23 protein-coding genes are annotated in these 23,291 nt (G+C 63.7%); 3 read left to right on the plus strand and 20 right to left on the minus strand.

What is annotated here, in order from left to right; genetic code table 11:
* The 9 genes from BLT16_RS01240 to BLT16_RS01280 form a co-directional block, all read right to left on the minus strand.
* Positions 1-309, minus strand: coding sequence for a DUF1244 domain-containing protein (locus tag BLT16_RS01240; protein ID WP_089656692.1), 309 nt, complete (start codon positions 307-309; stop codon positions 1-3).
* 99 nt (positions 310-408) lie between these two features.
* Positions 409-1,452: a formate dehydrogenase subunit gamma gene (locus BLT16_RS01245; protein ID WP_089656693.1), complete on the minus strand. Its 1,044-nt coding sequence runs from the start codon at positions 1,450-1,452 to the stop codon at positions 409-411.
* 11 nt (positions 1,453-1,463) lie between these two features.
* Positions 1,464-2,099 carry a formate dehydrogenase FDH3 subunit beta gene (gene fdh3B, locus BLT16_RS01250; protein ID WP_089656694.1) on the minus strand — a complete coding sequence of 212 codons (636 nt, stop codon included), beginning with the start codon at positions 2,097-2,099 and terminating at the stop codon, positions 1,464-1,466.
* Between the two features lie 60 nt (positions 2,100-2,159).
* Entirely contained in the window at positions 2,160-5,012 is a 2,853-nt protein-coding gene (locus tag BLT16_RS01255) for a molybdopterin-dependent oxidoreductase (protein WP_089656695.1), read from the minus strand.
* Positions 5,013-5,047: 35 nt separating this feature from the next.
* Positions 5,048-5,248: a twin-arginine translocation pathway signal gene (locus BLT16_RS01260; RefSeq protein ID WP_089656696.1), complete on the minus strand. Its 201-nt coding sequence runs from the start codon at positions 5,246-5,248 to the stop codon at positions 5,048-5,050.
* A gap of 67 nt (positions 5,249-5,315) precedes the next feature.
* Positions 5,316-5,942 carry a TorD/DmsD family molecular chaperone gene (locus tag BLT16_RS01265; protein WP_089656697.1) on the minus strand — a complete coding sequence of 209 codons (627 nt, stop codon included), beginning with the start codon at positions 5,940-5,942 and terminating at the stop codon, positions 5,316-5,318.
* Between the two features lie 4 nt (positions 5,943-5,946).
* The gene (locus BLT16_RS01270) at positions 5,947-7,647 is read right to left on the minus strand and encodes a 4Fe-4S dicluster domain-containing protein (protein ID WP_089656698.1); all 1,701 of its coding nucleotides are present in this window, start codon (positions 7,645-7,647) and stop codon (positions 5,947-5,949) included.
* A 194-nt stretch (positions 7,648-7,841) separates the two neighbouring features.
* Positions 7,842-8,456, minus strand: a complete 615-nt coding sequence (locus BLT16_RS01275; RefSeq protein WP_089656699.1) for a DUF3306 domain-containing protein — start codon at positions 8,454-8,456, stop codon at positions 7,842-7,844.
* Positions 8,453-8,881, minus strand: a complete 429-nt coding sequence (locus BLT16_RS01280) for a DUF3305 domain-containing protein (RefSeq protein ID WP_089656700.1) — start codon at positions 8,879-8,881, stop codon at positions 8,453-8,455. Before BLT16_RS01280 ends, BLT16_RS01275 begins: the two co-directional genes overlap by 4 nt.
* 100 nt (positions 8,882-8,981) lie before the next feature.
* Between BLT16_RS01280 and BLT16_RS01285 the strand changes: the two genes are divergently transcribed.
* Complete coding sequence (locus tag BLT16_RS01285) at positions 8,982-9,827, plus strand: formate dehydrogenase accessory sulfurtransferase FdhD (RefSeq protein ID WP_089656867.1); 846 nt, start codon at positions 8,982-8,984, stop codon at positions 9,825-9,827.
* A 9-nt stretch (positions 9,828-9,836) separates the two neighbouring features.
* Here the strand turns inward: BLT16_RS01285 and BLT16_RS01290 are convergent, their stop codons facing one another.
* Positions 9,837-10,469 carry a helix-turn-helix domain-containing protein gene (locus BLT16_RS01290; RefSeq protein ID WP_089656701.1) on the minus strand — a complete coding sequence of 211 codons (633 nt, stop codon included), beginning with the start codon at positions 10,467-10,469 and terminating at the stop codon, positions 9,837-9,839.
* A 118-nt stretch (positions 10,470-10,587) separates the two neighbouring features.
* Positions 10,588-11,526, minus strand: a complete 939-nt coding sequence (locus tag BLT16_RS01295) for a histone deacetylase family protein (RefSeq protein WP_089656702.1) — start codon at positions 11,524-11,526, stop codon at positions 10,588-10,590.
* A 111-nt stretch (positions 11,527-11,637) separates the two neighbouring features.
* On the opposite strand from BLT16_RS01295, the gene BLT16_RS01300 reads away from it, so the two are divergent.
* Positions 11,638-14,379 (plus strand): bifunctional acetate--CoA ligase family protein/GNAT family N-acetyltransferase, encoded by a 2,742-nt coding sequence (locus BLT16_RS01300; protein ID WP_089656703.1) that lies wholly within the window; start codon positions 11,638-11,640, stop codon positions 14,377-14,379.
* Between the two features lie 31 nt (positions 14,380-14,410).
* Here the strand turns inward: BLT16_RS01300 and pdxH are convergent, their stop codons facing one another.
* The 5 genes from pdxH to BLT16_RS01325 all read right to left on the minus strand — a co-directional run bounded on the left by pdxH (position 14,411) and on the right by BLT16_RS01325 (position 17,174).
* Complete coding sequence (gene pdxH, locus BLT16_RS01305; protein ID WP_089656868.1) at positions 14,411-15,052, minus strand: pyridoxamine 5'-phosphate oxidase; 642 nt, start codon at positions 15,050-15,052, stop codon at positions 14,411-14,413.
* A gap of 175 nt (positions 15,053-15,227) precedes the next feature.
* A complete protein-coding gene (locus tag BLT16_RS01310) occupies positions 15,228-15,626 on the minus strand; it encodes a DUF2069 domain-containing protein (protein ID WP_089656704.1) in 399 nt (132 codons plus the stop codon).
* A complete protein-coding gene (gene wrbA / locus BLT16_RS01315; RefSeq protein WP_089656705.1) occupies positions 15,623-16,246 on the minus strand; it encodes an NAD(P)H:quinone oxidoreductase in 624 nt (207 codons plus the stop codon). The genes BLT16_RS01310 and wrbA overlap by 4 nt, the downstream gene beginning before the upstream one ends.
* 25 nt (positions 16,247-16,271) lie before the next feature.
* Positions 16,272-16,625, minus strand: coding sequence for an arsenate reductase (glutaredoxin) (arsC, locus tag BLT16_RS01320; RefSeq protein WP_089656706.1), 354 nt, complete (start codon positions 16,623-16,625; stop codon positions 16,272-16,274).
* A 135-nt stretch (positions 16,626-16,760) separates the two neighbouring features.
* Complete coding sequence (locus tag BLT16_RS01325) at positions 16,761-17,174, minus strand: gamma-glutamylcyclotransferase family protein (protein ID WP_089656707.1); 414 nt, start codon at positions 17,172-17,174, stop codon at positions 16,761-16,763.
* A gap of 111 nt (positions 17,175-17,285) precedes the next feature.
* On the opposite strand from BLT16_RS01325, the gene smrA reads away from it, so the two are divergent.
* Entirely contained in the window at positions 17,286-17,870 is a 585-nt protein-coding gene (gene smrA / locus BLT16_RS01330) for a DNA endonuclease SmrA (protein WP_422717905.1), read from the plus strand.
* 72 nt (positions 17,871-17,942) lie between these two features.
* Here smrA and BLT16_RS01335 read toward each other — a convergent pair whose 3' ends face one another.
* From BLT16_RS01335 to BLT16_RS01350, 4 genes are all read right to left on the minus strand, one after another.
* Positions 17,943-18,461, minus strand: a complete 519-nt coding sequence (locus BLT16_RS01335; protein ID WP_089656709.1) for a DUF934 domain-containing protein — start codon at positions 18,459-18,461, stop codon at positions 17,943-17,945.
* Positions 18,454-20,106 carry a nitrite/sulfite reductase gene (locus BLT16_RS01340; protein ID WP_089656710.1) on the minus strand — a complete coding sequence of 551 codons (1,653 nt, stop codon included), beginning with the start codon at positions 20,104-20,106 and terminating at the stop codon, positions 18,454-18,456. The genes BLT16_RS01335 and BLT16_RS01340 overlap by 8 nt, the downstream gene beginning before the upstream one ends.
* Positions 20,107-20,207: 101 nt before the next feature.
* A complete protein-coding gene (locus BLT16_RS01345) occupies positions 20,208-22,181 on the minus strand; it encodes a putative bifunctional diguanylate cyclase/phosphodiesterase (RefSeq protein WP_089656711.1) in 1,974 nt (657 codons plus the stop codon).
* Positions 22,178-23,266, minus strand: coding sequence for an ABC transporter substrate-binding protein (locus tag BLT16_RS01350; protein WP_089656712.1), 1,089 nt, complete (start codon positions 23,264-23,266; stop codon positions 22,178-22,180). Before BLT16_RS01350 ends, BLT16_RS01345 begins: the two co-directional genes overlap by 4 nt.
* Positions 23,267-23,291: the final 25 nt, after the last annotated feature.

Here is a 23,291-nt window from a genome sequence, read left to right on the forward strand (position 1 = left end):
TCAGCCCTTGTGCGAATGGCGCGCCTCGAGGGCGGCGAGTTGCTCGGGACTGGCCGGCGTCTGGTGCTTGTCCTTCCACTCCTGATAGGGCATGCCGTAGACGTACTCGCGAGCGTCGTCGAGATCGAGCGCCACGTCGCGTTCGTCGGCGGCGTTGACCAGCCACTTGGAGAAGCAGTTGCGGCAGAAGCCGGCGAGCACCATGAGGTCGATGTTCTGCACTTCCTTGTGCTCGTCGAGGTGCTTGAGCAGGCGCCGGAAGGCGGCGGCTTCGAGTTCGGTGCGGGTGGCGTCGTCGAGATGTTGCATGGTGTTCCTCATGTCGGAAATAGGTGTCGGCGTTTGACGCCAAGCATAACAAAAGACACCGCCCGTGGGCGGTGTCCAATGGGGCGTCAATTATCGGTATTAGCCAGGTTGGCTGGGAGCAGGGCGCTCGTCTTCACCAGCAGCGGGTGTGTCGAGTTGCTCAGCATCGACGGCCTGGTCCTTGACCTCTTCGTACCACAGGTTGTGGTGCTCCTTGGCCCAGACTTCATCGACGTACCCGGTCTTCATGCCCTCCAGGGAGCCTTCGGTGCCGATGGTGCCGATATAGATATGGCCAAGTGCCACGGCGGTCAGGCCGAGGGCCGCCACCGCATGGATGACGTTGGCCCACATCATGGTGTCGCGGGACTGGTCGAAGTTAGGGAAGTTGAGCACCAGGCCGCTGATGATCACCGCCACGCCAGCGGTGGCCAGCAGCCAGTACCAGACCTTCTCACCGGCGTTGGCGAAACCGGCATCGGGGTGACCCTTGCCGACCAGTCCACCGCCTTTCTTGAACCAGGCCAGGTCGTGCTTCTTCGGCAGGTTATGCTTGAAGAATTTGGCCAGGATGATCAGCAGCAGGATCCCGAACAGCGGTCCCAGATAGTTGTGCGATACCTTCGAGGCCGAGATCATCGCCCCCCACACCGCATCACCGAACAGCGAGCGGAACACGTACTTGCCGTAGAGGATATTGAGCCCCGACAGCGCCAGGATGATGAACAGCGACGCAACGCTCCAGTGCAGGGTGCGCTCCAGCGCCGACCAGCGGAACAGCTTGCGGCCGGTGGGGCGTTCGTCGAGGTTCTTGCGGCCGAAGATCACATAGAACAGCGCGATCATCACGATCATGGCGCCGATCGCGATCAGGCCGAAGGGCGTGACCCAGTGGTTGCGTATCTCCCGCCAAGTCTGGCCGGCGGCATTGATCAGATTGTAGTTGGAATCATGGCGCGAGTCGCGATAGTTGGCATCGACCTCGCCACTTCTCACTTGTCGCCAGGTGTCGGCATCAGCGGCGCCCACCGAGGTGGAGATCTCGCGGCCGGGGTCGGCCGACTGCGCCACGGCCTGACTGCCGACGCCAAGCGTCAGCAGCGTCATCAACAGCACGATACAGACATGTCTGAACAGGGACATGGGCGGCCTCCTTACCCTTGGCGGGTGGCATCGTAGGCCAGGTTGTCCATGCGCGCTGCGGCGGTGTCGGGGCCCTGGCGATTGACCTCTGACCAGGCGCCGTCTTCATGACCGCGCTGCACCACACGCTGGCGGAAGATATCGGCGACGGTCTGGGCGTCACCTGCCAGCAGTGCCTTGGTGGAGCACATTTCGGCGCACAGCGGCAGCTTGCCCTCGGCGATACGGTTGGCCCCGTACTTTTCGTACTCCTCTTCCTTGGAGTCGGCGGGACCGCCGGCACAGAAGGTGCACTTGTCCATCTTGCCGCGTTCGCCGAAAGCGTTCTGCTTGGGGAACTGCGGGGCACCGAACGGGCAGGCGTAGAGGCAGTAGCCGCAGCCGATGCACAGATCCTTGTCGTGCAGCACGATGCCGTCGTCGGTCTTGTAGAAACAGTCGGTGGGGCAGACCGCCATGCACGGGGCGTCGTCACAGTGCATGCAGGCCACTGAAATCGATACCTCGGTGGGTTCGCCGTCGTTGAGGGTCACCACGCGGCGGCGCTGGATGCCCCACTCCACGTCGTTGGCGTTCTTGCAGGCGGTGACGCAGCCGTTGCAGTCGATGCAGCGTTCGGCGTCACACATGAATTTCATCTGGGCCATGGTGTTTCTCCTATTCCGGCGCGGCATACCTGCCGCGCCGTCAAGCGGTCAGGGTCGCGGTCAGGCGCGTTCGATCCGGCAGATGGTGCACTTGGTTTCCTGCATGAGTGTCACCGGGTCGTAGCCGTAGGTGGTGGCGGTGTTGGCCGCCTCGCCGAGGATGTAGGGATCCGAGCCTTCGGGGTAGCGGTCGCGCAGGCTCTCGCCCTGGAACATGCCACCGAAGTGGAACGGCATGAAGGCGACGCCGCGGTCGACCCGCCGGGTGACCATCGCCTTGACCTTGACGCGGCCCCCTTCGGCACCCTCGACCCAGACCTCGTCACCGTCGCTGATGCCGATATCGTTGGCGTTGGTCGGATTGATCTCGACGAACATTTCCTGCTGCAGCTCGGCGAGCCACGACATCGAACGGGTCTCTTCGCCACCTCCTTCGTACTCGACCAGCCGGCCGGACGTCAGGATGATCGGGTACTCGCTGGAGTTGTCGCGATCCTGAATGGTCTTGTAGAGCGTCGGCAGGCGCATGATCGAGTCGAAGTCGTCCCAGGTCGGGAAGCGTTCGACCAGATCGCGGCGCGTGGTGTAGAGCGGTTCGCGGTGCTTGGGCACTTCGTCCGGGAAGGTCCAGACGATGGCACGAGCCTTGGCGTTGCCGTAGGGGGCGCAGCCGTGCTCGATGGCCACGCGCTGGATACCGCCGGAGAAGTCGGTCTTCCAATTCTCGCCGTCGGCGGCCTGTTTCTCTTCATCGGTGAGGTCGTCCCACCAGCCAAGATCCTTGAGCATCTGAGCGGTGAACTCGGGGTAGCCGTCGGTGAGGTCGGAGTCCACCGGCGCCGAGCCGTCGGCGAGCAGATTGACGCCGTTGCGCTCGATGCCGAAGCGCGCACGGAACCCCATCCCGCCTTCCTTCACTGGCACGCTGGTGTCGTAAAGATTGGGTGAGCCGGGGTGGCGGAACTCCGGGGTGCCCCAGCACGGCCAGGGCAGGCCATAGTAGTCGCCGTCCGCCGGACCGCCCTCGGCGCGCAGGTTGCTGAAGCTGAAGGTGTGCCAGTTCTGCTGGTGCTCCTTGAGGCGCTCGGGGCTCTGGCCGGTGTAACCAACGGTCCACATGCCGCGGTTGATCTCGCGCAGGATATCCTCGATCAGCGGCTCGTCGCCGTTCATCTCGATATTCTTGACGAACTCATCGCCGAAGCCGAGCTTACGTGCGAAGCGATACATGATCTCGTGGTCGGGCTTGGCTTCGAACAGCGGCTCGATGACCTTGTCGCGCCACTGTAGCGAACGGTTGGTGGCGGTAACGCTGCCGGTGGTCTCGAACTGGGTGGCGGCGGGAAGCAGGTAGACGCCGTCCGAGCGGTCGTGCATGACGGCGGCGACGGTGGGGTAAGGGTCGACAATGACCATCATGTCGAGTTTCTGCATCGCCTGCTGCATTTCCGGCCCGCGGGTCTGGGAGTTGACCGCATGGCCCCAGTAGAACATCGCCTTGAGCGCGGTGCGCTGGGAGATGTTGTCGTCTTCCTCTAGCACGCCATCGACCCAGCGCGACACGGTAATGCCGGCGGTGTTCATGGGCCTGCCATCGGCGTATTCGACGTCCTCGAAGCGGCTTTGCAGCCACTCATAGTCGACGTCCCAGACCTTGGCCCAGTGCTGCCAGGCACCTTCGGCGAGACCGTAGTAGCCGGGTAACGAGTCGGAGCCGAGGCCCAGGTCAGTGGCGCCCTGAACGTTGTCGTGCCCGCGCAGGATGTTGGCACCGCCACCGGATTTGCCGATGTTGCCCAGCGCCAGCTCCAGGATGCAGTAGGCGCGGGTGTTGTTGTTGCCGGTGGTGTGCTGGGTACCGCCCATGCACCACACCACGCACCCGGGCCGGTTGTCGGCGAGGCGCTTGGCAGTGTCATACATGGCACTCTCGGGAACCCCGGTAACGTCTTCGACCACGTCTGGGGTGAACTGAGCGACTTCAGCACGCACGTCTTCCATGCCGTAGACGCGTTGGGCGATATACTCGCGATCTTCCCAGCCGTTCTCGAAGATGTGCCACAGCAGGCCCCAGATGAAGGCCACGTCTGAGCCGGGGCGCAGTCGCACGTACTTGTTGGCCTTGGCCGCAGTGCGGGTGAAGCGAGGATCGGCGACGATGATGTCGCAGTTGTTCCTCTCCTTGGCCATGAGGATGTGCTGCATGGCCACCGGGTGCGCTTCGGAGGGGTTGGAGCCGATGAACAGGATCGAACGACTGTTCTGCATGTCGTTGAGCGAATTGGTCATCGCGCCGTAGCCCCAGGTGTTGGCTACCCCGGCAACGGTGGTGGAGTGACAGATGCGTGCCTGGTGGTCGGTGTTATTGGTACCCCACATCGAGGCCAGCTTGCGCATGAAGTAGGCCTGTTCATTGTTGAACTTGGCCGACCCTAGCCAGTAGACGCTGTCCGGGCCATACGCCTCGCGCAGTTCCAGCAGCTTGTCGCCGATCTCATCGATGGCATCATCCCAGCTCATGCGCTGCCACTCGCCGCCGACCAGCTTCATCGGGTACTTGAGACGCCGGGTAGAGTGGCCGTGCTGACGCAGCGAGGCGCCCTTGGCGCAGTGAGCACCGCGACTGATCGGATGGTCAAAGGCCGGCTCCTGCTTGGTCCAGACGCCTTCCTGAACCTCGGCGTAGGTGCCACAGCCCACCGAACAGTGCGTGCAGATGGTGCGTTTGGTCTCGACCGGTGCATCGGAGACCGGCGTCTTGCCGCTGGCTTCGGCTGGGCGCAGCATGCCGTTGCCCAGGAACCCGGCTGCGGCCAGGCCGCCGGTGGTGGCACCGCTACGCTTCAGGAACTGGCGGCGGGAGATGCCTAGCCCCGGCTTGGCGGGAGTGGTGGCTTTTTTTGTCAAGCGCATCGAATCATTCCTCTTAACCGTGAACCGCGAAGGCGTCAGTCACGCAGCGTGGCGTAGAAGGCGCGGATATGGTCGGTTTCCCGGTAGCGCAGCGGCGCATCCTGGGTCTCGCTTGCGGGTTTGTCGGCTTGTACCAGCGTGACGTTGCCGATCACTGCGGCGGTACCGGCAGCGGCGCCGCCGATACCCATCACACGCAGGAAACGACGCCGCTGAGGGTTATGTTGGTCAGGCATGCTGTGTTTCTCCTCGTTGCTTCTTGTCTGTTAACAGCGTAGCGGTTGTAGGGCTTGCCTCCATGCCTCAGTTGGGCGCTGGATCAACGATCCGCACCGCGCTGAGAGCGGCGTCGTAGCGCTCTGCTTCCATCGCCAGGTAGGCCAGACCGAGTCGGCCGACACTGGCATAAAACGGGGTGTCCACAGCGGCCAGGTCGCGCATGCAGCGCTCGCCCCAGCTCGCCAGATGATGGGTGAAGAAGTTGGCCTGCTCGGCCGGCGCTCGCTCGATCAGCCAGGCCATTGCATCGCACAGTGCCGCCAGGTGATCTTCGGGCTCCTTGACCTCCGGGTCGCGTTCGAGTCCCAGCTGGCGAAGGTCTCGGCGTACGGCCACCACCGGCTCGTCCATCAGGGTGCCGTGCAGGTACCAGGAGGCGTAGGGCACGACCTCGCCTTGAATGACCCCGATCAAGTGGCGAAAGTGTGCGCGGGCCAGTGCTTCACTGTCTGCTGCGTGTGCAGCATGGGCGAGGTCCTGCCAGGACTGGCTGAGCGGCGCACCATCATCCTCGGCCTCGAGCCCGGCGAGAAAATCCAGCAGGGGCTGGTCCGGTGGTGCGGCAATCAGCCTACCCAGCAGGCGATAGATGTCGGCGCGCAGTGCATCGCTTTCATCCAGCGCGGCGGGCAAGTCGGTAGCGTGGCTCATGGCGTCATACCTTAAGCTGGGCGTGGGGATCGCGGGCCAGTTCATGCCACACGTCCTTGACGCGGCAGTCTTCGCACATCTCGAGGCGCGCCATGGCCTCGCCGGCGAAATAGGGGTGATCCGCCAGCTTGGCCTTGATGTTGGCGATGGTGCTGGCGGTAGCGAAGGGCTTGCCGCAGCTGATGCACTCGAACGCGGCTTCCTGCTTACAGATCATCCGCTCGCTGCGCGCGGGGCTGGCTGCGAAGCCAGGCACCAGCGAGATGGCATCCTCGGGACAGGCGCTATCACAAAGCCCGCACTGCACGCAGTCGGCTTCGCGGAAGCTGAGTTGCGGCTGATCCTCGCCACCGGCCAGGGCAGTGGTGGGGCAGACCGCGACACAGCTCATGCACAGGGTGCAGGCAGCGGCGTCGACGTCCAGGCCGCCAAAGGGAGCGTTGGCGGGCAGGGCATGTCGCTCGCCACTTGGCTGCCCCTGCTGAGCCAGCCAATCGAGATTGGCATTGAGTCGTTCGCGCTTGCTGCCGGCAGGCATCGGCCCGGTCGTCAGGGCGGGAAAATGCGGCAGAGGCTCATTTACCGCAGCGTCGCTGGCGTCGAGCAGTCCGATTCGCTGCGGATCGAGCCCCAGGCCTTCGAGAATGACATGCGCCTGGCGCAGTTGGTCATCGATCTGCGCCGCCATGCGAGCCGGCATATCGGCGGGACGTAACACGCGCACTTCGCAAGCGCCCTGAGCCAGTGCCGCCAGCCAGTCGTCGAGTCCTGCGGCGCCGAGCTCCTCGAGCGGTACATCAAGCATGTTGCCGGCAGGTGATGTGGCTTGGTGTTCGAGGGTGGCGCGGTCGGCGAAGCGCACTATCGGCAGTTGGCCGCCGGCCTCACGGTAGACCGCCAGCAGCCGAGCCACGAACTCCTGCTGAGCCTGGGGCTGCGGCAGCCGATACTGGATGGCGCCGGTGGGGCAAGCCGCGGTGCAGCTGCCGGCGCCGTGGCAGCGGAAAGGGTCGATCTCGATCCAGGCCTCGATACGCTGCTGCTGGCTGGTGATGGCATCGGCCGGGCACACGTCCAGGCAGCGGGTACAGCCCTGCTGACCGCGGCCGGCATGGGCACACAGGTCATGGTCGATCTGGAAGTACTTGGGCTTGTCGAATTCACCCACCATGTCAGGCAGAGCGGCCAGCGTCTCGGCGAAGGCGGGCGTGCCCGACTGCACGGCATGGTAGCCAGGCGGCGGTAATTCCAGTGTCAGGCAGGGCGTTTCCCCCACGTCGAGCACCAGATCGAAGTGGGGCCGCGTAAGGCTTGCCTTGGCGAGATCGATCGACTCATCGGCACGTTGCAGCATCACGCTGAAACAGCCGAGATAGCCGCTGATCGACAGGGAGTGCTTGCGGAGATCGGCCCGTTGGCAGATGACCCCATCGGGTAGGTCGTTCAGGGAGGCGGAGGCCTTGCCGGCGGCATCGACCATCAGGGTAATGCTACGCAAGCCGTCAGCATGCAGATGCTGGATCAGAGTGTCGCAGGCGACACGGCAGGCATCGGCATCGCCGATGACCAGCAGGTGCCCTTGGCTCTGGTAGCTGACGTTGGCCGGCGTCAGGTTGGTCGGCCAGGAAACGCGCGCCAATGCAGCAGACTGCGCCTGCTCATTGTGCTGCGCGTCGAGCTGAGTCAGCGCGATGCGTTGTGTCATGGTCTCTCATCGTCAGGTCGATCGTGAAGCGGCGTCATGGCACCGCTTTCGTGGCATTGCTTATAAAGCCTAGCCTTATCATTAGCGCGCTCATTATGCGAGCGTGCAGGTTCTATGCAAGTAGTTTCGACGTCTGGGTACAGCGGCGCCAATGCCTCATTAGTCTATGCGCAGTTGACGAAGCACGCTGCGTTTCAACGCTCCCGCTCGGGAAGTGCTTCATCAGGGGGGCCATCCTGCTCCGCGTTAGCGGGAGTGTCGGCTTCGCCGTCATCGGAAGGTGCTGTGTCGCCGGTGACGTCCGGTGCATTGCTGCTGCTGGAGAGATCCGTCGCTGCGTCTTCGGCAGGCTCGTCCAGCTTTTCGACCAGCTTCTTGCCCCATTGGCGTACCGTTTCGCTGGTCTCGGCGGTCATCTTGCGCATCTGGGAGTAGTCCAGATCGTAGTCGTCGAGGCCGTCACGGACATTATAGTTACCGGTGGCCCACAGGCGGCGCAGGGCTCGGTTCTTGAGGGCGCTACTCACCCCCGGTACCAGGTAGGCCTTGAAATCACTGCCAGGCCCCAGGGTCTCGGGGGCCGGAAGGGTGTGGTCGAGGCTGCCCTCTGCGGGAGGGGCCGCAGGTGTATCGCCAACCTCATCGGAGACCCTCTGCCGAGGGGGCTGGGCAGCGGGCTCGGAGGAGGAGGCCGACTCGGCCGTTTCCACCGCTGGCTCGGGCGTTTCTGTACCTACGCTTTCATCGCCGGCATCCTGCTCGACGGCGAGGCCGCGCTTGCGCCGCGACCAGCGTTCGAAGCGGTTCATACCTGGTCCTCCTGGGCGCGCCCGGCGCCCTTGCGCTTCTTCTTGCGCCCCTCCGGCGGCGCTTCGCCGTGGCGGGCCAGGTAGGCTTCCAGCCACACCTGGATGGCTAATGGCATCGGCGCCTCGAGCACCTGCTGCTCACCGTCCATCCAACCAGCGGCGACATCCTGGCTGGCGGTGATGGCGGTGGGATCTGGATGTTCGCCGCTGAACCCGCAGCGCACGAACAGCCTCGGCTCGGCGGAGCCAAGGTTGAAGCGGTAGGCGGCACGCTCGGTCATATAGAGCTGCAGGTCGAGCACATGAGGGCCTTGGTCCCCCGGCGCGAGGGCGGCAATCCGCCACTGCATGCGGGTGAATCCCTTGACGGTCTTGTTCTCGCCGGCAAGCGCCAGGCTCAACTGGCGTAAACTGGAAGTCGACATGATGGCTCCGCGTAACGCTGTCGATGGGATGACTGAAGACAGTAAGCGCCAGCAGTGCCATCATGGTCAAGCCACTGAACTGCTTGGAGAAGCCTTCGACATGACTGCCATCAGCCTGAGCCGGGCGCGTCTACCGACGACCCTCGAGATCGACGTTGTCGACGAGTTCGGCGCATCGCGTCGCCAGGCGATCGCCGCCGAGCGTGCGTTGACGGTTTACCTCAACAGGCATGAAATCGTCACCCTGATGACGCTGGGCGCCGAACCCGAGGCGTTGGTGGTGGGGTATCTGCGCAATCAGGGGCTGCTCGATTCGCAAGCGGACCTGCTGGCGGTTTATGTGGACTGGGAGGTCGAAGCGGCGGCGGTGGTCACCCAGCGGCTGCCTGAGGATCTCGAAGAGCGCCTGGGACAGCGTACGGTGACCACCGGCTGCGGACAGGGGACGGTGTTCGGTCGTTTGCTGGACGCCACGGGGTTGGCACCACTCCCCGGCACGGTGCTTTCCCAGTCGGTGCTCGGCCGCCTGCTGCATAACCTCGGCGCCTACAACGAGACCTACAAGAGCGCCGGTGCGGTCCACGGCTGTGCGCTGTGTCGTCAGGACCAGGTGCTGGATTTCGTCGAGGATGTGGGGCGCCACAATGCGGTGGATACCCTGGCCGGCCGCCAGTGGCTCGAAGCCACCCAGGCCGGCGAGGCGGATATCTTCTATACCACGGGGCGGCTGACGTCCGAGATGGTGCTCAAGGTGGCTCAGATGGGGATCAGCGTGCTGGTGTCACGCTCGGGCGTAACGCAAAAGGGCGTCGAACTGGCCGAGCGCTTTGGGGTGCTCCTGGTGGCGCGCGCCAAGGGCCGGCACTTTCAGGCCATCAATGCCGAGGGGCGGCTGGTATTCGACGACATACCGACGCGCCGCCCCGGGGATCGCCGCGTCTCGTGATGTGCGTGTTCAGGCGTTTTCCGCGCGGGTGCATACCGACAGCACTACGGCATCCTCGTCGCTGACCGAGACCAGCGCATGCCCCATGTCACTGTCGAAATAAATGCTGTCGCCGCGGGTCAAGCGTAGCGGCTCGTAGAATTCGGTATACAGCAAGATGTCGCCGTCGAGCACGATCAGGAACTCCTCGCCGTCGTGCCGCACCCACTCGCTGAACTCATCGAAGCCCCGCGCGCGAACGATGGTCTTGAACGGGATCATGCGCTTCTGCGCTAGCTGCCACGAGAGCAGTTCATGCTCGTAGGTCGGTGTGGGATGTTGCTGACCCTCGCCGACCCGGGTCAGGTCACGGCGTCCCAGGGTTCGGCTCTGGGGCTTGGGAGGGCTGAGCAGCTGGGGCAGGTCGATGCCCAGGCCGCCGATCAGTTTCTGTACGGCACTGAAGGTCGGCGAAATCTGATCGTTCTCGATCTTGGAAAGCGTCGAGCGCGCAAGCCCAGTGCGCTGGCTGACGTCTTCCAGCGTCCAGTGATTGGCCAGGCGGATTTCCTTGAGTCGCTCGCCCAGGCGCAGCGGTTCGACGAACGGCTTGCGCCCTGAGGCGATGCGCAGGGCGGCGTCTTGATCGGTGGTGGCGCTCATTGGGGCAGTTCACTATTGGAAATTTAATTTCCTGAAGTTTACCACAGACGAGCCTTGACCGGTTGGCCAGCGGCGCCGCTGGCCTGCCTCATCGCGTCGTGCTCACTGCAGGCGGACGTCAGTTCGCCCAGGGCTGACCGAGCAGTGCCTTGACGTGGGCCTCGGCGCAGCGGCCCAGGGCATCGGGGTCATAGCCGCCTTCGAGCACCGAAACCAGACGATTATCGGCATAAAGCGCGGCGATCTCCATCGCCAGCCGGGTGACCCAGTGATAGTCGGCCTCGTCCAGGTTGAGTTCGGCCATGGGATCTTCGCGGTGGGCGTCGAAGCCAGCCGAAAGTAGTACCAGATCAGGCTTGAAGGCATGCAGCGCCGGCAGCCAGTCGTCCTCGATCGCCTTGCGGAAGGCGATACTGTCGCAGCCCGCCTCGAGCGGCGTATTGACCACATTGTGGTGCTCGCTGCGCAGGTAGCGCCACGGATAGAAAGGGTACTGAAAGCTGGTACAGATGAGGACGTCGCGATCGTCCTTGAAGATGTCGATGGTGCCGTTGCACTGGTGCACGTCGAAGTCGAGAATCGCAATGCGCCGTGCGCCGTATTGCTCGCGCGCATGGGCCGCGCCCACGGCGACGTTGTTGTAGAAGCAGAAGCCCATGGCATCGCTGGCTTCGGCGTGGTGTCCGGGGGGGCGAACCGCACAGAAGACATTATCGGCCTGATGCCGAAATACCTGATCGATGCCTCGCACGACGGCGCCCGCGGCGACCCGCGCGGCATCCAGGCTGTGCGGATTCATCAGGGTGTCGCCGTCGTCAATGGTCACCAGGCCGTCATCTGGCACGCACTTGTCGAGGGCATGCAGATGGCGCGCCGGGTGTACCCTCAGCAGCTGCTCGTCGGTGGCCGGTTTGGCTTCCGACTGCATGGTCTGCTGCAGTACGCCGGCCAAGGCCAGTCGGGCGCGAATCGCTTCGAGACGCAGCGGGCTTTCGGGATGCTGCGGTCCCATGTGGTGGTCCAGGCAGCGGGGGTGGGTGATGTAGGCGGTGATCATCGCAAGCTCCGCGGGAGATGCTGCGACCATAATCGGCTTGAGGCCTTGCACGACAGTGTCAATAAGTCGTACACAGGGGGATAAGAGAGCATAGGGCTTCGGGAGAGCGTTTTGGGTACACGATTTCTGCGGCACTTCTTCGAGCCGCGTAGCCTGGCGATCATTGGTGCATCGGAAAAGCCTCACTCGATGGGGGGCCTGGTGGTGCGCAATCTGCTCGAGGCAGGCTTTCCCGGTGAGCTGTGGGCGGTCAACCCCAAGGGCTATGCCAGCGTGCATGGGGTGCCCTGCGTCAAACGCGTCGGTGATCTGCCGGCATCCCCCGACCTGGCGGTGATCTGCTCGCCGGTGGATAGCGTGCCCAAGCTGATCGAACGGCTCGGTGAGATAGGCGTCAAGGCGGTAATGGTGCTCTCCGGCGGGGCCTACCTCGATGACCGCAGCGGTGACGGTGGCTCGATTCGCGAACGCATGATCAAGGCGGCGCGCCTGAGTGGCATTCGCGTGCTTGGGCCCGAATGCCTAGGATTGATCGTGCCCGGGCGCAAGCTCAACGCTACCTATGCCAGTCAGCCGGTCAAGTCGGGTCGAGTCGCCTACCTCGGGCAGTCGGGGATGCTCGGCAATGCCATGATCGACTGGGCGGCGGGTCGCGGCATCGGCTTCTCGCACCTGGTGACCCTGGGCGACAGCGTCGATGTGATGCTGCCCGACCTGATCGACTACATCAATCAGCATGCCCCGACCCAGGCGATTCTGCTGCACCTGGAGCGCATTCACGACGCCCAGCACTTCATGACCGCACTGCGCGAAGCATCGCGCAACCGCCTGGTGCTGGCGATCAAGAGCGGCCGGACGCCGGAGTCGGATATCTCTGGGCTGGCGCCAACGCCGGGAATCGCCAACCGCGACGTGATCTTCGATGCGGCCCTGGCCCGCGCCGGGGTGGTGCGTGTCGACGACTCCGACGAGCTGTTCGATGCGCTGGAGACGCTGTCGCGAATGAAGCCGCTGCGCGGCGATCGCCTGGCGATCGTCTCCAATGGCCTGGGGCCGGCGATGCTGGCCATCGACAAGCTGATCAGCGCCGGTGGCCGACTGGCCAGCTTCAGCGATGATACGCGCCGTGCCCTGACTCGCGGCGACTTCGACATGAGTTTACCAGGGCGCAATCCGGTGGATCTGGGTGGCAACGCCACGCCCGAGCGCATGGTCGATGCCCTCGAAGTGGTAGCGGCCGACCCCGATGTCGATGCGGTGCTGGTGGTGCATGCTCCGACCCGGATGGCGCCATCCAAGCTAACCGCCGAGGCTATTGTCGCCAACCGCAAGCGCTTCAAGCGTAACCTGCTGACCAGCTGGATGGGGCTCGAGGAGGCGCTATCGGCACGTCACGAGTGCAACCTGGCGGGCATTCCCACCTACATATCGCCGGAGAAGGCGGTCAAGGCGTTCATGCACATGGTCGACTACCAGCGCGTCCAGGCGCTGCTGCAGGAGACCCCGCCGAGTCTGCCGTTTGCGACTACCGCCGAGATTCGTCAGCGCTGCCACGCGCTGATCGAACGCGCCCGTGAGGACGGTCGCGAGAGCCTGATGCACTCCGAGACCGCTCAGGTGCTGGCGGCCTACGGAATACCCGCCGCCCCTAGTCGTTACCTGCATGATGCCGAGGAAGCCGCGGCGGCGAGTTTCGATGAGCCGATGGCGCTCAAGGTGATCCACGACCATAACGTGGTGCCATACCGCTACCGGCGTCATCCTCATAAGCTCTCTGCCGGTATGCTGCAGGACCTGACCACCCCCGAGCAGGTCGCCGAGGGCGTGGTGCAGCTCAGCGACAAGGTCGCCGAGAAGTTTCCCGGCGTGACCATACGCGAGTTCTGCTTGCAGCCGATGCAGCGTGGCAAGCACTCGATGCAGCTATGTGCCGGCATCACCCGCGATCCGATTTTTGGTCCAGTGATCGTGTTCGGTATCGGTGGGTACAAGGTCAACGTACTGGCCGACCGCCACGTGGCGCTGCCGCCGCTCAACATGACCCTGGCCGATGACCTGGTCGCACAGACACATGCCAGCAAGCTGATTCGCGAGCACTCTCGTGACCCGCAGCGCGATATCCAGCGGCTCTGCCAGCTGTTGGTCAAGCTCTCGCAGATGGCATCGGACCTGCCGGCGCTGAAGGGACTGGAGCTCAACCCGCTACTGCTCAACCGCGACGGGGTAGTGGCGGTGGACTTCGCCATGGACCTGGGCACACCGGCACGCCATGCGATCATGCCGTACCCCGAAGAGTTGCGTGAGTGGGTGACGCTGGACAATGCGATGGCGGTGGAAGTGCGGCCGATCCGCGCCGAAGATGCGCCGCTTATCACCGCTTTCCATACCCAGCTTTCCGAGGAGAGCATTCGCTTCCGCTATTTCCATCACAAGGCCGATCTGACCAAGCGCGACCTGTCGATGCTGGCGCATATCAACTACGACCGGCAGATGGCGTTCATTGCCGAGCATCATCGCGACGACGGCAGCAAGGAAATGCTGGGGGTGGTGAGGGTGTGGAACGACCCGGACAACATTCGCACCGAGTTTTCGGTCATCATCCGCGATGACATGCACGGCCACGGCCTCGGCAGCCTGCTGATGAACAAGATGATCCGCTACTGCAAGGGGGTGGGCACCCTGGAGATGGTCGGTACGGTGATGGTCGACAACCACCCCATGCGCGCACTGATGAAGCATCTCGGCTTCCGACTGCGCTATGACATGGAGGAGCAGGTGATGCATGCCAGCCTGCGCCTCAACGAGCCGGTCAGCGACTGGCAGAAGCTGCGCCTCGATAGTGCCATGGAGTAACGACGACGCCCCGTAAGGGGCGTCGCAAGGCTCAGGGGGCGAGCCGGTACTTGTGCCAGTCGCCGTCGCGCTGTTCGTAGCGGATGCGGTCGTGCAAGCGGCTGGGTTGGCCCTGCCAGAACTCGAGCATCTCCGGGATCAGTCGGTAGCCGCCCCAGTGGGCCGGGCGCGCGATCTCCTGCTCGGCATACAGCTGCTCATAGCGTGACTGGCGCTCCTCGAGCCAGTGACGATCGGGGATCTCCACGCTTTGAGTGGCGATCCAGGCGCCTAGCTGGCTGCCGCGAGGGCGGCTGGCAAAGTAACGATCGGACTCGTCGGCGCTGACTTGCTCCACGCGGCCTTCGACGCGCACCTGGCGCGACAGCGATGGCCACCAGAACACCAGTGCTGCCTGAGGTACATTGGCCAGCTCGCTGCCCTTGTGGCTGTGGTAGTTGGTGTAGAACACCATGCCTTGTTCGTCATAGCCCTTGAGCAGCACGACTCGGGCATGCGGCAGGCCCTGCGTATCGGCGGTGGCCAGGGTCATGGCATTGCCATCATCCCCCTCTGATTCGAGCGCCAGCCGGAACCATTCGTCGAACAGTGCAAAGGGTGCCTCCGGGGTGCCGGCCTCATCGAGGCGGCCGCCCTCGTAGTCACGCCTGATGTCGGCGATGTCTCGTGTCATGTCGATCTCCTGAAAGCGTGTCACCATCTTCGCCGCTCTCGGCGCTGGGCTCAACCGAGAATATTGACCGCGCGCAAGGCCATTGGTGCATGCTATGCCAAGTCCTCACGCGCTGCCGGTAACCTGGGTTATGTTGCCCTCGCGGGACGCTGGGCGCGGCATGGCGGGTGTTGGATCAGCCTTGTTGACGCAGCTGGCGGCTGCGAAAGCGGGCATAGCAGGTGCAGGCAGCAAACAGCATCATCGCCGTCAGCGCCTCGAGGATGCCGAACAGCCCCTGTCCAGGCAGCGTTGCCACCATCACGCCCTGCATGAAGTAGAGCAGGCTGACGAAGGCCAGCCAGGCGTGGCCGCGGGGGCGGCGGGCGATGATCGACGGCAGGAATAGCACCAGCGGCAGGCCGCGCACCAGAATGGGGATCCAGCCACCTTCTTCGACACTGTGGATGACCGTACCGCTGTAGATCAGCAGTATGAGTAGCAAAAGGTAGCTACCCAGCACGCCACGCCGCGAGCGCTCGGTTAGCACATCGATGCCGTGTTGGGCTTCCCAGCGTTCCAGCATCTGTCTCATCTATCGACTCCCTTCAGCGCGGTAAGGGCGAGCGCCAACCGCGCCACGCGTTGGCCCTGAGCCTGGCACAGGGTGCGCTCATCGTCGTCGAGCGCACGACCGCTGCGACTGCCCGCGACGTGACTGGCACCGTAGGGGGTGCCACCGCTTTGGGTAGTGAACAGGGTGGTTTCGCTGTAAGGCAGGCCGGCGTAGACCATGCCGTGGTGCAGCAGAGGCATCAGCATGGTGATCAGGGTGGTCTCCTGACCGCCGTGCAGGCTCGAGGTCGAGGTAAAGGCGGTGGCGGGTTTGTCGATCAGTGCCCCGTTCATCCATAGCTCACTGGTGCCATCCAGGAAGTACTTGAGAGGCGCGGCCATATTGCCGAAGCGGGTGGGGCTGCCCAGGGCGAGACCGGCACAGTCGCGCAGATCGTCGGCGCTGGCATAGATCGCGCCCTCGGCGGGTATCTCTGGGTCGACCGCTTCACAGGTCGTCGAGACCGGCGGTACGCAGCGCAACCGGGCAGCGATGCCCGGCACGCGCTCCACGCCGGCAGCGAGCTGTTCGGCCATCTGTCGGGTGGCGCCGTGCCGTGAATAGTAGAGGACCAATACGTAGGGCAGAGAGGAGGGCATCCTGACTCCAGGCAAATGGGTAGTGTTAAGCGGGATCGAATAACGCCAGCATGGCCTCGGGAGGGCGGCCGATGACGGCCTGCTGGCCGTCGTCGGCGATCGGTCGTTGCAGGAGGCGTGGTTCGGCTACGATGGCGTCAAGCACGCGTTGATGATCGGCGATGTCGATATCAAGGGCTTTCCAGGCTGACTCATTGGTGCGCACCAGGCTGGCGAAGGGCGTCGAGAGGCGTGCCACCAGCGCTTGTAGTTCGCTGCGGTCCAGCGGGACATCGAGGTAGCGACGCACTTTCAGATCAACGTCTTGTGCCTCCAACAGTGCCAAGCCTTGGCGGGACTTGGAGCAGCGCGGATTGTGATAGTAGGTGATGGTGGCCATCACGACTCCTTGGTGAAATCGAGCAAACCCCGACATTGTAGAGTGCCGATCTAGCCGGCCACAAGTTGGGAGGAGGCCTGTGCGACTCTTCTTATACCGTTATCGTTTCGCTAAACAAACCCAATCGATATCTTATTAAAGTCGCAGGTATACCCAAGCAATCTGGCCATTCGTCAGTCGCTGAGCAACCCGTTCATAGCGAATCCCCAGGCGTTCATAGCGGTCGAGACGCGCCAGCTCGTGGTGGTCCACCGTCAGCAGCAAGCCCTCCACCACTTCGTCTTCAGCCGGTTCGAGGTCGAGCCCAGTGCGGCGGAATCCCTGCAGTCGTGCCGGTTCCGGCGAGCCCGTGCGACCATAGACCCACCAGCGCACCAATGGATAACGCAGCGTGCCATAGACGAAGACCTGGTGCTCGCCCTGGACGATCGGTGGCAAATGCTCGGGTCGGTCATAGGTGAGCGGGCTGAGCATGGTCAGCCACAGGTAGCCCACCAACAGCAGAGGGCTCAGGGCAAGACCTGTCATCACCGCATAGCGTTTGCGCATGCGACTCCCTATACGTTCGACGAGATGCAATGACAAATAATACGGGGGATGACGTCAGCGTGCAGTGCACTTTGCTATGATCGATCCAGGTTCGATGTGAGGAGAGCGCCCGTGCAACAGGATGACCTCAGTTTCAGACAGCTCATGGGTGACGTACGACCGCTGGTGCGAGGCCGCGACAAGGCCGATGTTCGCCCCGCTCGCCGGGCGCCCAGCGATGCCCAGCTGGCGCGGCGTGAAAGTGCCGCCAATGCTACGGGCGATGATAACTTCCTGTCCGATGATTTCGTCGAACTGGTCGGCGCCCACGATCCGGTGGAGTATCGTCACGATGGCATCCAGATTGGTGTACTCGACCGCTTGCGTCAGGGGGGCTATCCCGCCGAGGCGCGCTTGCATCTACTCAAGCGCCCCCTGGCCGAGTGCCGCCGCGAGCTCTTCCAGTTCATCCGCGAGGCACACCACGCCGAACTGCGCAGCCTGATGGTGATTCACGGCCGCGGTCGCGAGATCGATAGCCCGCCCAACGTGCTGCGCTCCTACGTCGTGAAGTGGTTGCAGCAGTTCGACGAGGTACAGGCGTTCGCCTCGGCACCTGCCTCTCATGGCGGGCTAGGGGCGACCTACGTGATGCTGCGCAAATCCGAACGCGCACGTGCCAACAACCGGGAGCGTCAGCAGAAGCGTCGCGGCTGACATATGGCACGACGCAGGAGGCCCGGCGGTATGCCGGGCCTCCTGCTGGCGTGCGAGAGGGGGCAAGCGGAGTTAGCCGCCGTTGGCCTCGCGCAGACGCCGCTCGAACAGCGCCTCCTGGCTGTCCACGCCGGGCTGGTAGCTGACGCTGAAGGCCCCCAGCGCACGCAGCGCATCGTCGAGGTGCTGATCCTCGCGCAGGGCGAGGGCGTCGAAGCCACAGCGACTCATGTAGAAGAGCTGGTCGACCAGCACGTCGCCAATGGCGCGCACCTCGCCCTGATAGCCGTAGCGCTCTCTCAACAGCCGGGCCAGGGAGTAGCCGCGGCCGTCGGTGAAGGCGGGGAAGTCGATGGCTACCAGCGGCGCCTTGGCCAGCGTTGCGGCCAGCTCATCATCGATGACGGTGTCGCTAGGCAGCCAGGGCGCCAGCTGCGGATCCGCGTCGCTAGCCTGCCAGAGTGCCAGCGGCACGATCACCGGGCGTCGCTCGGGGAGCTTGTCATCGATACGCGACAGTGCCCACTCATCCTGTTCCGGCTGTCCCAGCTTGATCAGCGTCTGGGCATGTTCGAGTTGAGTATCAGGCATAGACGCGCTCCTTGAACGGCTTGAGGCCGATGCGGCGATAGGTGTCGAGGAAGCGCTCGTCGTCGTGGCGCTGCTCGACGTAGACCTTGAGCACCTTGTCAATCACTCCAGGAACGTCCTCTCGATAGAAGGAAGGCCCGAGGATCTTGCCCAGCGAGGCATCGTCGGTGGCATTGCCGCCCACCGAAATCTGGTAATACTCCTCACCCTTCTTGTCGACCCCGAGAATCCCGATATGCCCGACATGGTGGTGGCCGCAGGCGTTCATGCAGCCCGAGATATTGAGGTCGATGGGCCCCAGGTCATAGAGAAAGTCGAGATCCTCGAAGCGCTCCTGCAGCGCCTGAGCAATGGGAATCGATACCGCATTGGCCAGGCCGCAGTAGTCGCCGCCGGGGCAGCAGATAATGTCGTTGAGCGTCCCCACGGTGGGATTGGCCATGCCCAGCGACTCGAGCTCTTGCCACAGCGCTTCGAGCTGGTCTACCGGCACGTCGGACAGTACCAGGTTCTGCTCATGGGTGACCCGCAGCTCACCAAAACTGTAGCGCTCGGCGAGGTCGGCTACGGCGTCCATCTGGTCGGCGGTGACGTCGCCAGGTGCGTGCTCGCGGCGCTTCAGCGAAAGCGTCACGGCCTTGTAGCCGGGCACCTTGTGATCAGTGACGTTATTGGTCACGAAGCGGGCGAAGGCGCGGTTTTCGGCTCGTAGCGCTTCGAAGGCCGCGGTGGCCTGCTCGCTCACGTCCCCCCGCTCAGGCTCGACGAAATGCTCGCGGGCGGCGTCTACGGCTTCCTGAGTGAGGGTCTGCGGGCCATCCTTGAGGTGCGCCCACTCGGCGTCGACGCGACGCCGAAACTCCTCGATACCCAGCGCCTTGACCAGGATCTTGATGCGCGCCTTGAACTTGTTGTCGCGGCGACCGAACTGGTTGTAGACGCGTACGCAGGCTTCCAGATAGGTCAGCAGGTGCTGCCAGGGCAGGTCCTCGCGCACCACGTCACCGATCATCGGCGTGCGGCCCAGACCGCCGCCGGCGAGCACCTTGACCTTCAGGCTGCCGTCACTGTCGTGCCACAGCCGCAGGCCGATGTCGTGAACCTGAATGGCGGCGCGATCTTCCGCCGCGCCGCTGACGGCGATCTTGAACTTGCGTGGCAGGAAGGCGAACTCGGGGTGCAGCGTCGACCACTGGCGAATCAGCTCGCACCAGGGCCGCGGATCCTCGACCTCGTCCTTGGCGATACCCGCGAATTGATCGCTGGTGGTATTGCGGATGCAGTTGCCGCTGGTCTGGATGGCGTGCATCTGCACCTTGGCCAGGTCGGCGAGAATCTCGGGCACATCCTCGAGCGCTGGCCAGTTGAGCTGCAGGTTCTGGCGCGTGGTGAAATGGCCATAACCGCGGTCATAGCGTCTGGTGATCTCGCCCAGGGCACGTAGCTGAGTGCTCGACAACATGCCGTAAGGAATCGCAATGCGCAGCATCGGCGCATGCTTCTGGATATACAGACCGTTTTGCAGGCGCAGCGGGCGGAACTCTTCTTCCGGCAGGCGCCCGGCCAGATGGCGGGCCATCTGGTCGCGGAATTGGGCGACGCGCTCGTCGACGAGCGTCTGATCGTAAGTGTCGTACCGATACATTCAGGGATGTCCTGCTAGTCGGGGCGAATGGGTGTGGCCGATGGGAGGACGATACTCCCCTAGCGTTATTCTTTGAAAGAATAAATGATCATAGATTTTAATTAAAGAGTTATGAAGCGCGCAAGCGCCTCTTGCGCCGGCACTGGCCGGCAGAAGTAGTAACCTTGCAGGTGGTCGGCGCCATTGTCGAGGCAGCAGCGTGCCTGTTCATTCAACTCGATCCCCTCCACGGTAACGCTCAACCCCAGCGCATGGCCCATTTCGATCATTGCCGCGACCAGCGCCGCCTGGCGAGGCTCGGTATGGAGCTCGCTGACGAAGCAGCGGTCGATCTTGACGATATCGAAGGGCAGGTGCTGGAGATAGCTCATCGACGAAAAGCCGGTGCCGAAATCATCGATAGCAAGCCTGCAGCCCAGGCTGCGTAGCGCGTTGAACGTTTCCAGTACGACCTCATCACGCTCGAGCATCAGGTTCTCGGTAACTTCGAGGATGATGCGATGGGGCGCCAGCGCGTGGCGGGCGAGGCCTTCGGCGAGGCGCTCGACCAGACCACCGGCGTGGATCTCGCGCGCCGAGACGTTGAATGACAGCGTCAGGGTGTCGAGCCCCTGGCGAGTTGCCGCGGCGAGCCAGGCCAGGCCCTGCTCCATGACCCAGGCACCCAGCGGCAGAATAAGCCCCGAGGCCTCGGCCACCGGAATGAAGGTGTCGGGGGAGAGCACGCCATGCTCGGGGTGCTCGATGCGCACCAGCGTCTCGACACCGCTGAGCGTGACCCGACCACCGGGGATGGAGTCGGCGGTGACGATGGGTTGCAGCATCAGGCGCAGGCCATCTTCATTGAGCGCGCGATGCAGGTCACGCTCCAGCGCGATCATCTGGTGGGCCGGCAGATGCGTGGTGGAAGGCTGATAGAGGCGATACTCGCCGGGACTACGACCCTTGCCGCGGTGCAGCGCCAGCTCTACTACCTTGAGCAGTCCTTCAGCGGTCGCGGCGTGTTGGGGGAACAGTGCGCCCCCCAGGTTCATCGAGACGAACACCTGTTGATCGAAGACCTCGAATGGCTCCAGCATGCTGCGCTGCAAGTCACGGGCCTGGCGAGCCAGCCCGGTACTATCGATATCGGCAAAGGCGGCCACGAACTCGTCACTGCCGAGCCGCGCCAGCGGCAGACTCAGCTGTGGTATCAACTGCTGTTCGAGGCGCGTGGCGATATCACAGAGTAGCTGGCTGCCAGCATCCTGGCCGAAGCTCTCGTTGATCCAGCGAAAGTGGTTGATATCCATGTGCAGCAGTCCCAGCGGGCGCTGTGGGTGCGTCTCCAGCCAGTGACTGAGATGAGCATAGAAACCATGCCGATTGAGCAGGCCCGTCAAGGCATCGCGCTGCGACTGGGCGGCGATCTCCTGATGCGCGTGATCGAGCTGAACCGCCAGGCTGTTATAGGCGTGCAGCGCCGCCCCGACCTCTCCCGGTGCCCCGCTGACCACCGGCACGAAGGGCTGACCGCTGCGCATGGCACGCAAGGTGTCGAGAATGGCGTTGAGGGGCGCCACCACATGCAGTCGATTGAAGCGCATGGTCCAGGCGAGTACCGCGACGACCACCAGCGCGACGGCCAGCAGCGTGAAGAATATTGACCAACCAATCTGTTCGCTGAGCCGTTGACGCGTGAAGGTCAGCTCGAGGTGACCGAGGTGGCGGCGCAGTAGGGCGTTCTCGAAGATGATGGCAGCGCGACGCTGCTTCAGGCCAAACAGGTCATGACCATTGTGCCGCGACAGTATCAGCGTGTCGGTATCATCGTAGACGCTGACGCTGGACACGTCGGCGTCGGCCAACAGCGTGTCGACCAGTTCATCGACGGCATGGTTGTCGAAGTTCCACAGCGGGGCAGCCAGTAGGCTGGCACCGATACGCAGCAGCTCGGTCTCTTTGCGCTCGAGCTCGCCTTCGAAGCGCTTGTGCAGATGCCAGGCACTCGCCAGGCTTACCGCCAGTGCCACCAGCAACGCCAGCGGTACCAGGCGCAGCATGAAGAGCTGGTTGAGGCTCAGCCTTGAGCTCATTGCGGCGCCTCCATCAGCATCTCGAGGGCGCGGAGGGGCGAGAAGTCGTAGCCTGCGTTGGCGTAGCGAAAGCGAGAGAAGTCGATACGTGACCAGTCAGGCGACGCGAGTTGCTCGCCATAGAGCGCCACGTCACGGGCATCGAGGGCTGCCATCGGAAAGCGGATGCTGGCATCTGCCACCTCGATGGTTGCATCGGCCAGGTCGCGCAGCATGACCATGGCCCAGGCGCCGGCTAGAAAGTGCCCGCCGTCGGTGAGCAGCAGCTCACCGCGGGCGACTCGTTGGATGCCTTCCGGCGACCAGTTGAGTCCCACCACCAGCACATCGTCACCCGGGGCGAAGCCGGCATGCTGAAGTGCCTCGATGGCGCCGATGGCGATCGGGTCGTTGGCCGCCCAGATCAGCGCGGGCGTTTCGTTACGCCGCACCAGCCAGCGCAGATAACCTGCGGTCAGCGCACGCGCCTCTTCCTGATTCCAGTGAGCGGTGAGTAAGCGGTCGAGGCGCACCCGCGGGTCCTCGATCAGCACATCGAGCATGCCGCCATTACGGTTGATCGAGGCAGGGGTGAGGGTGTCGCCGAGCAGTGCCAGGGTCGGCAGTGGGCGCGGCCGCTCGGGAGCCGCTGCCAGCAGTGCACGGGCCATGCGTGCCCCGGCAGCGAAATTGTCGGGTTCGATCACACCGACCCAGTGTCGATAATGCTCGCCGGGGATACCGGTGTGCTGGCGCTGCTCGGCACTCGGACCATTGAGCAGGAACAGCACGTCGACGCCGCGCTGCTCGACCTGCTCGAGCAGCTCGACGGCATGCTGCTCTTCATTCACCAGGACCAGATAGTCGGGTGGGCGCTTTCTCTCGAGGACCCGGGCGGCCAGCGACTGCATCAAATGCCGGTCGCGCTCGGCAAACAGGATCTCGAGCTCGATGTCGAGATCGTCTGCGGCGGCCTGCATGGTGCTGCTGACCATGTCCCAGAAGCGCTCGCCCTGATAACCGGGATTGATGAAGGTGACGTTAAGGGATGCAGCGAACACCGCCGGTGACATCAGACACAGCAGGCAGGTGGCCAACACACGCATGCACGTTTCTCCTTGTCATAGTGGT

The sequence above is a fragment of the Franzmannia pantelleriensis genome, assembly GCF_900102875.1.
GTDB classification, from domain to species: domain Bacteria; phylum Pseudomonadota; class Gammaproteobacteria; order Pseudomonadales; family Halomonadaceae; genus Franzmannia; species Franzmannia pantelleriensis.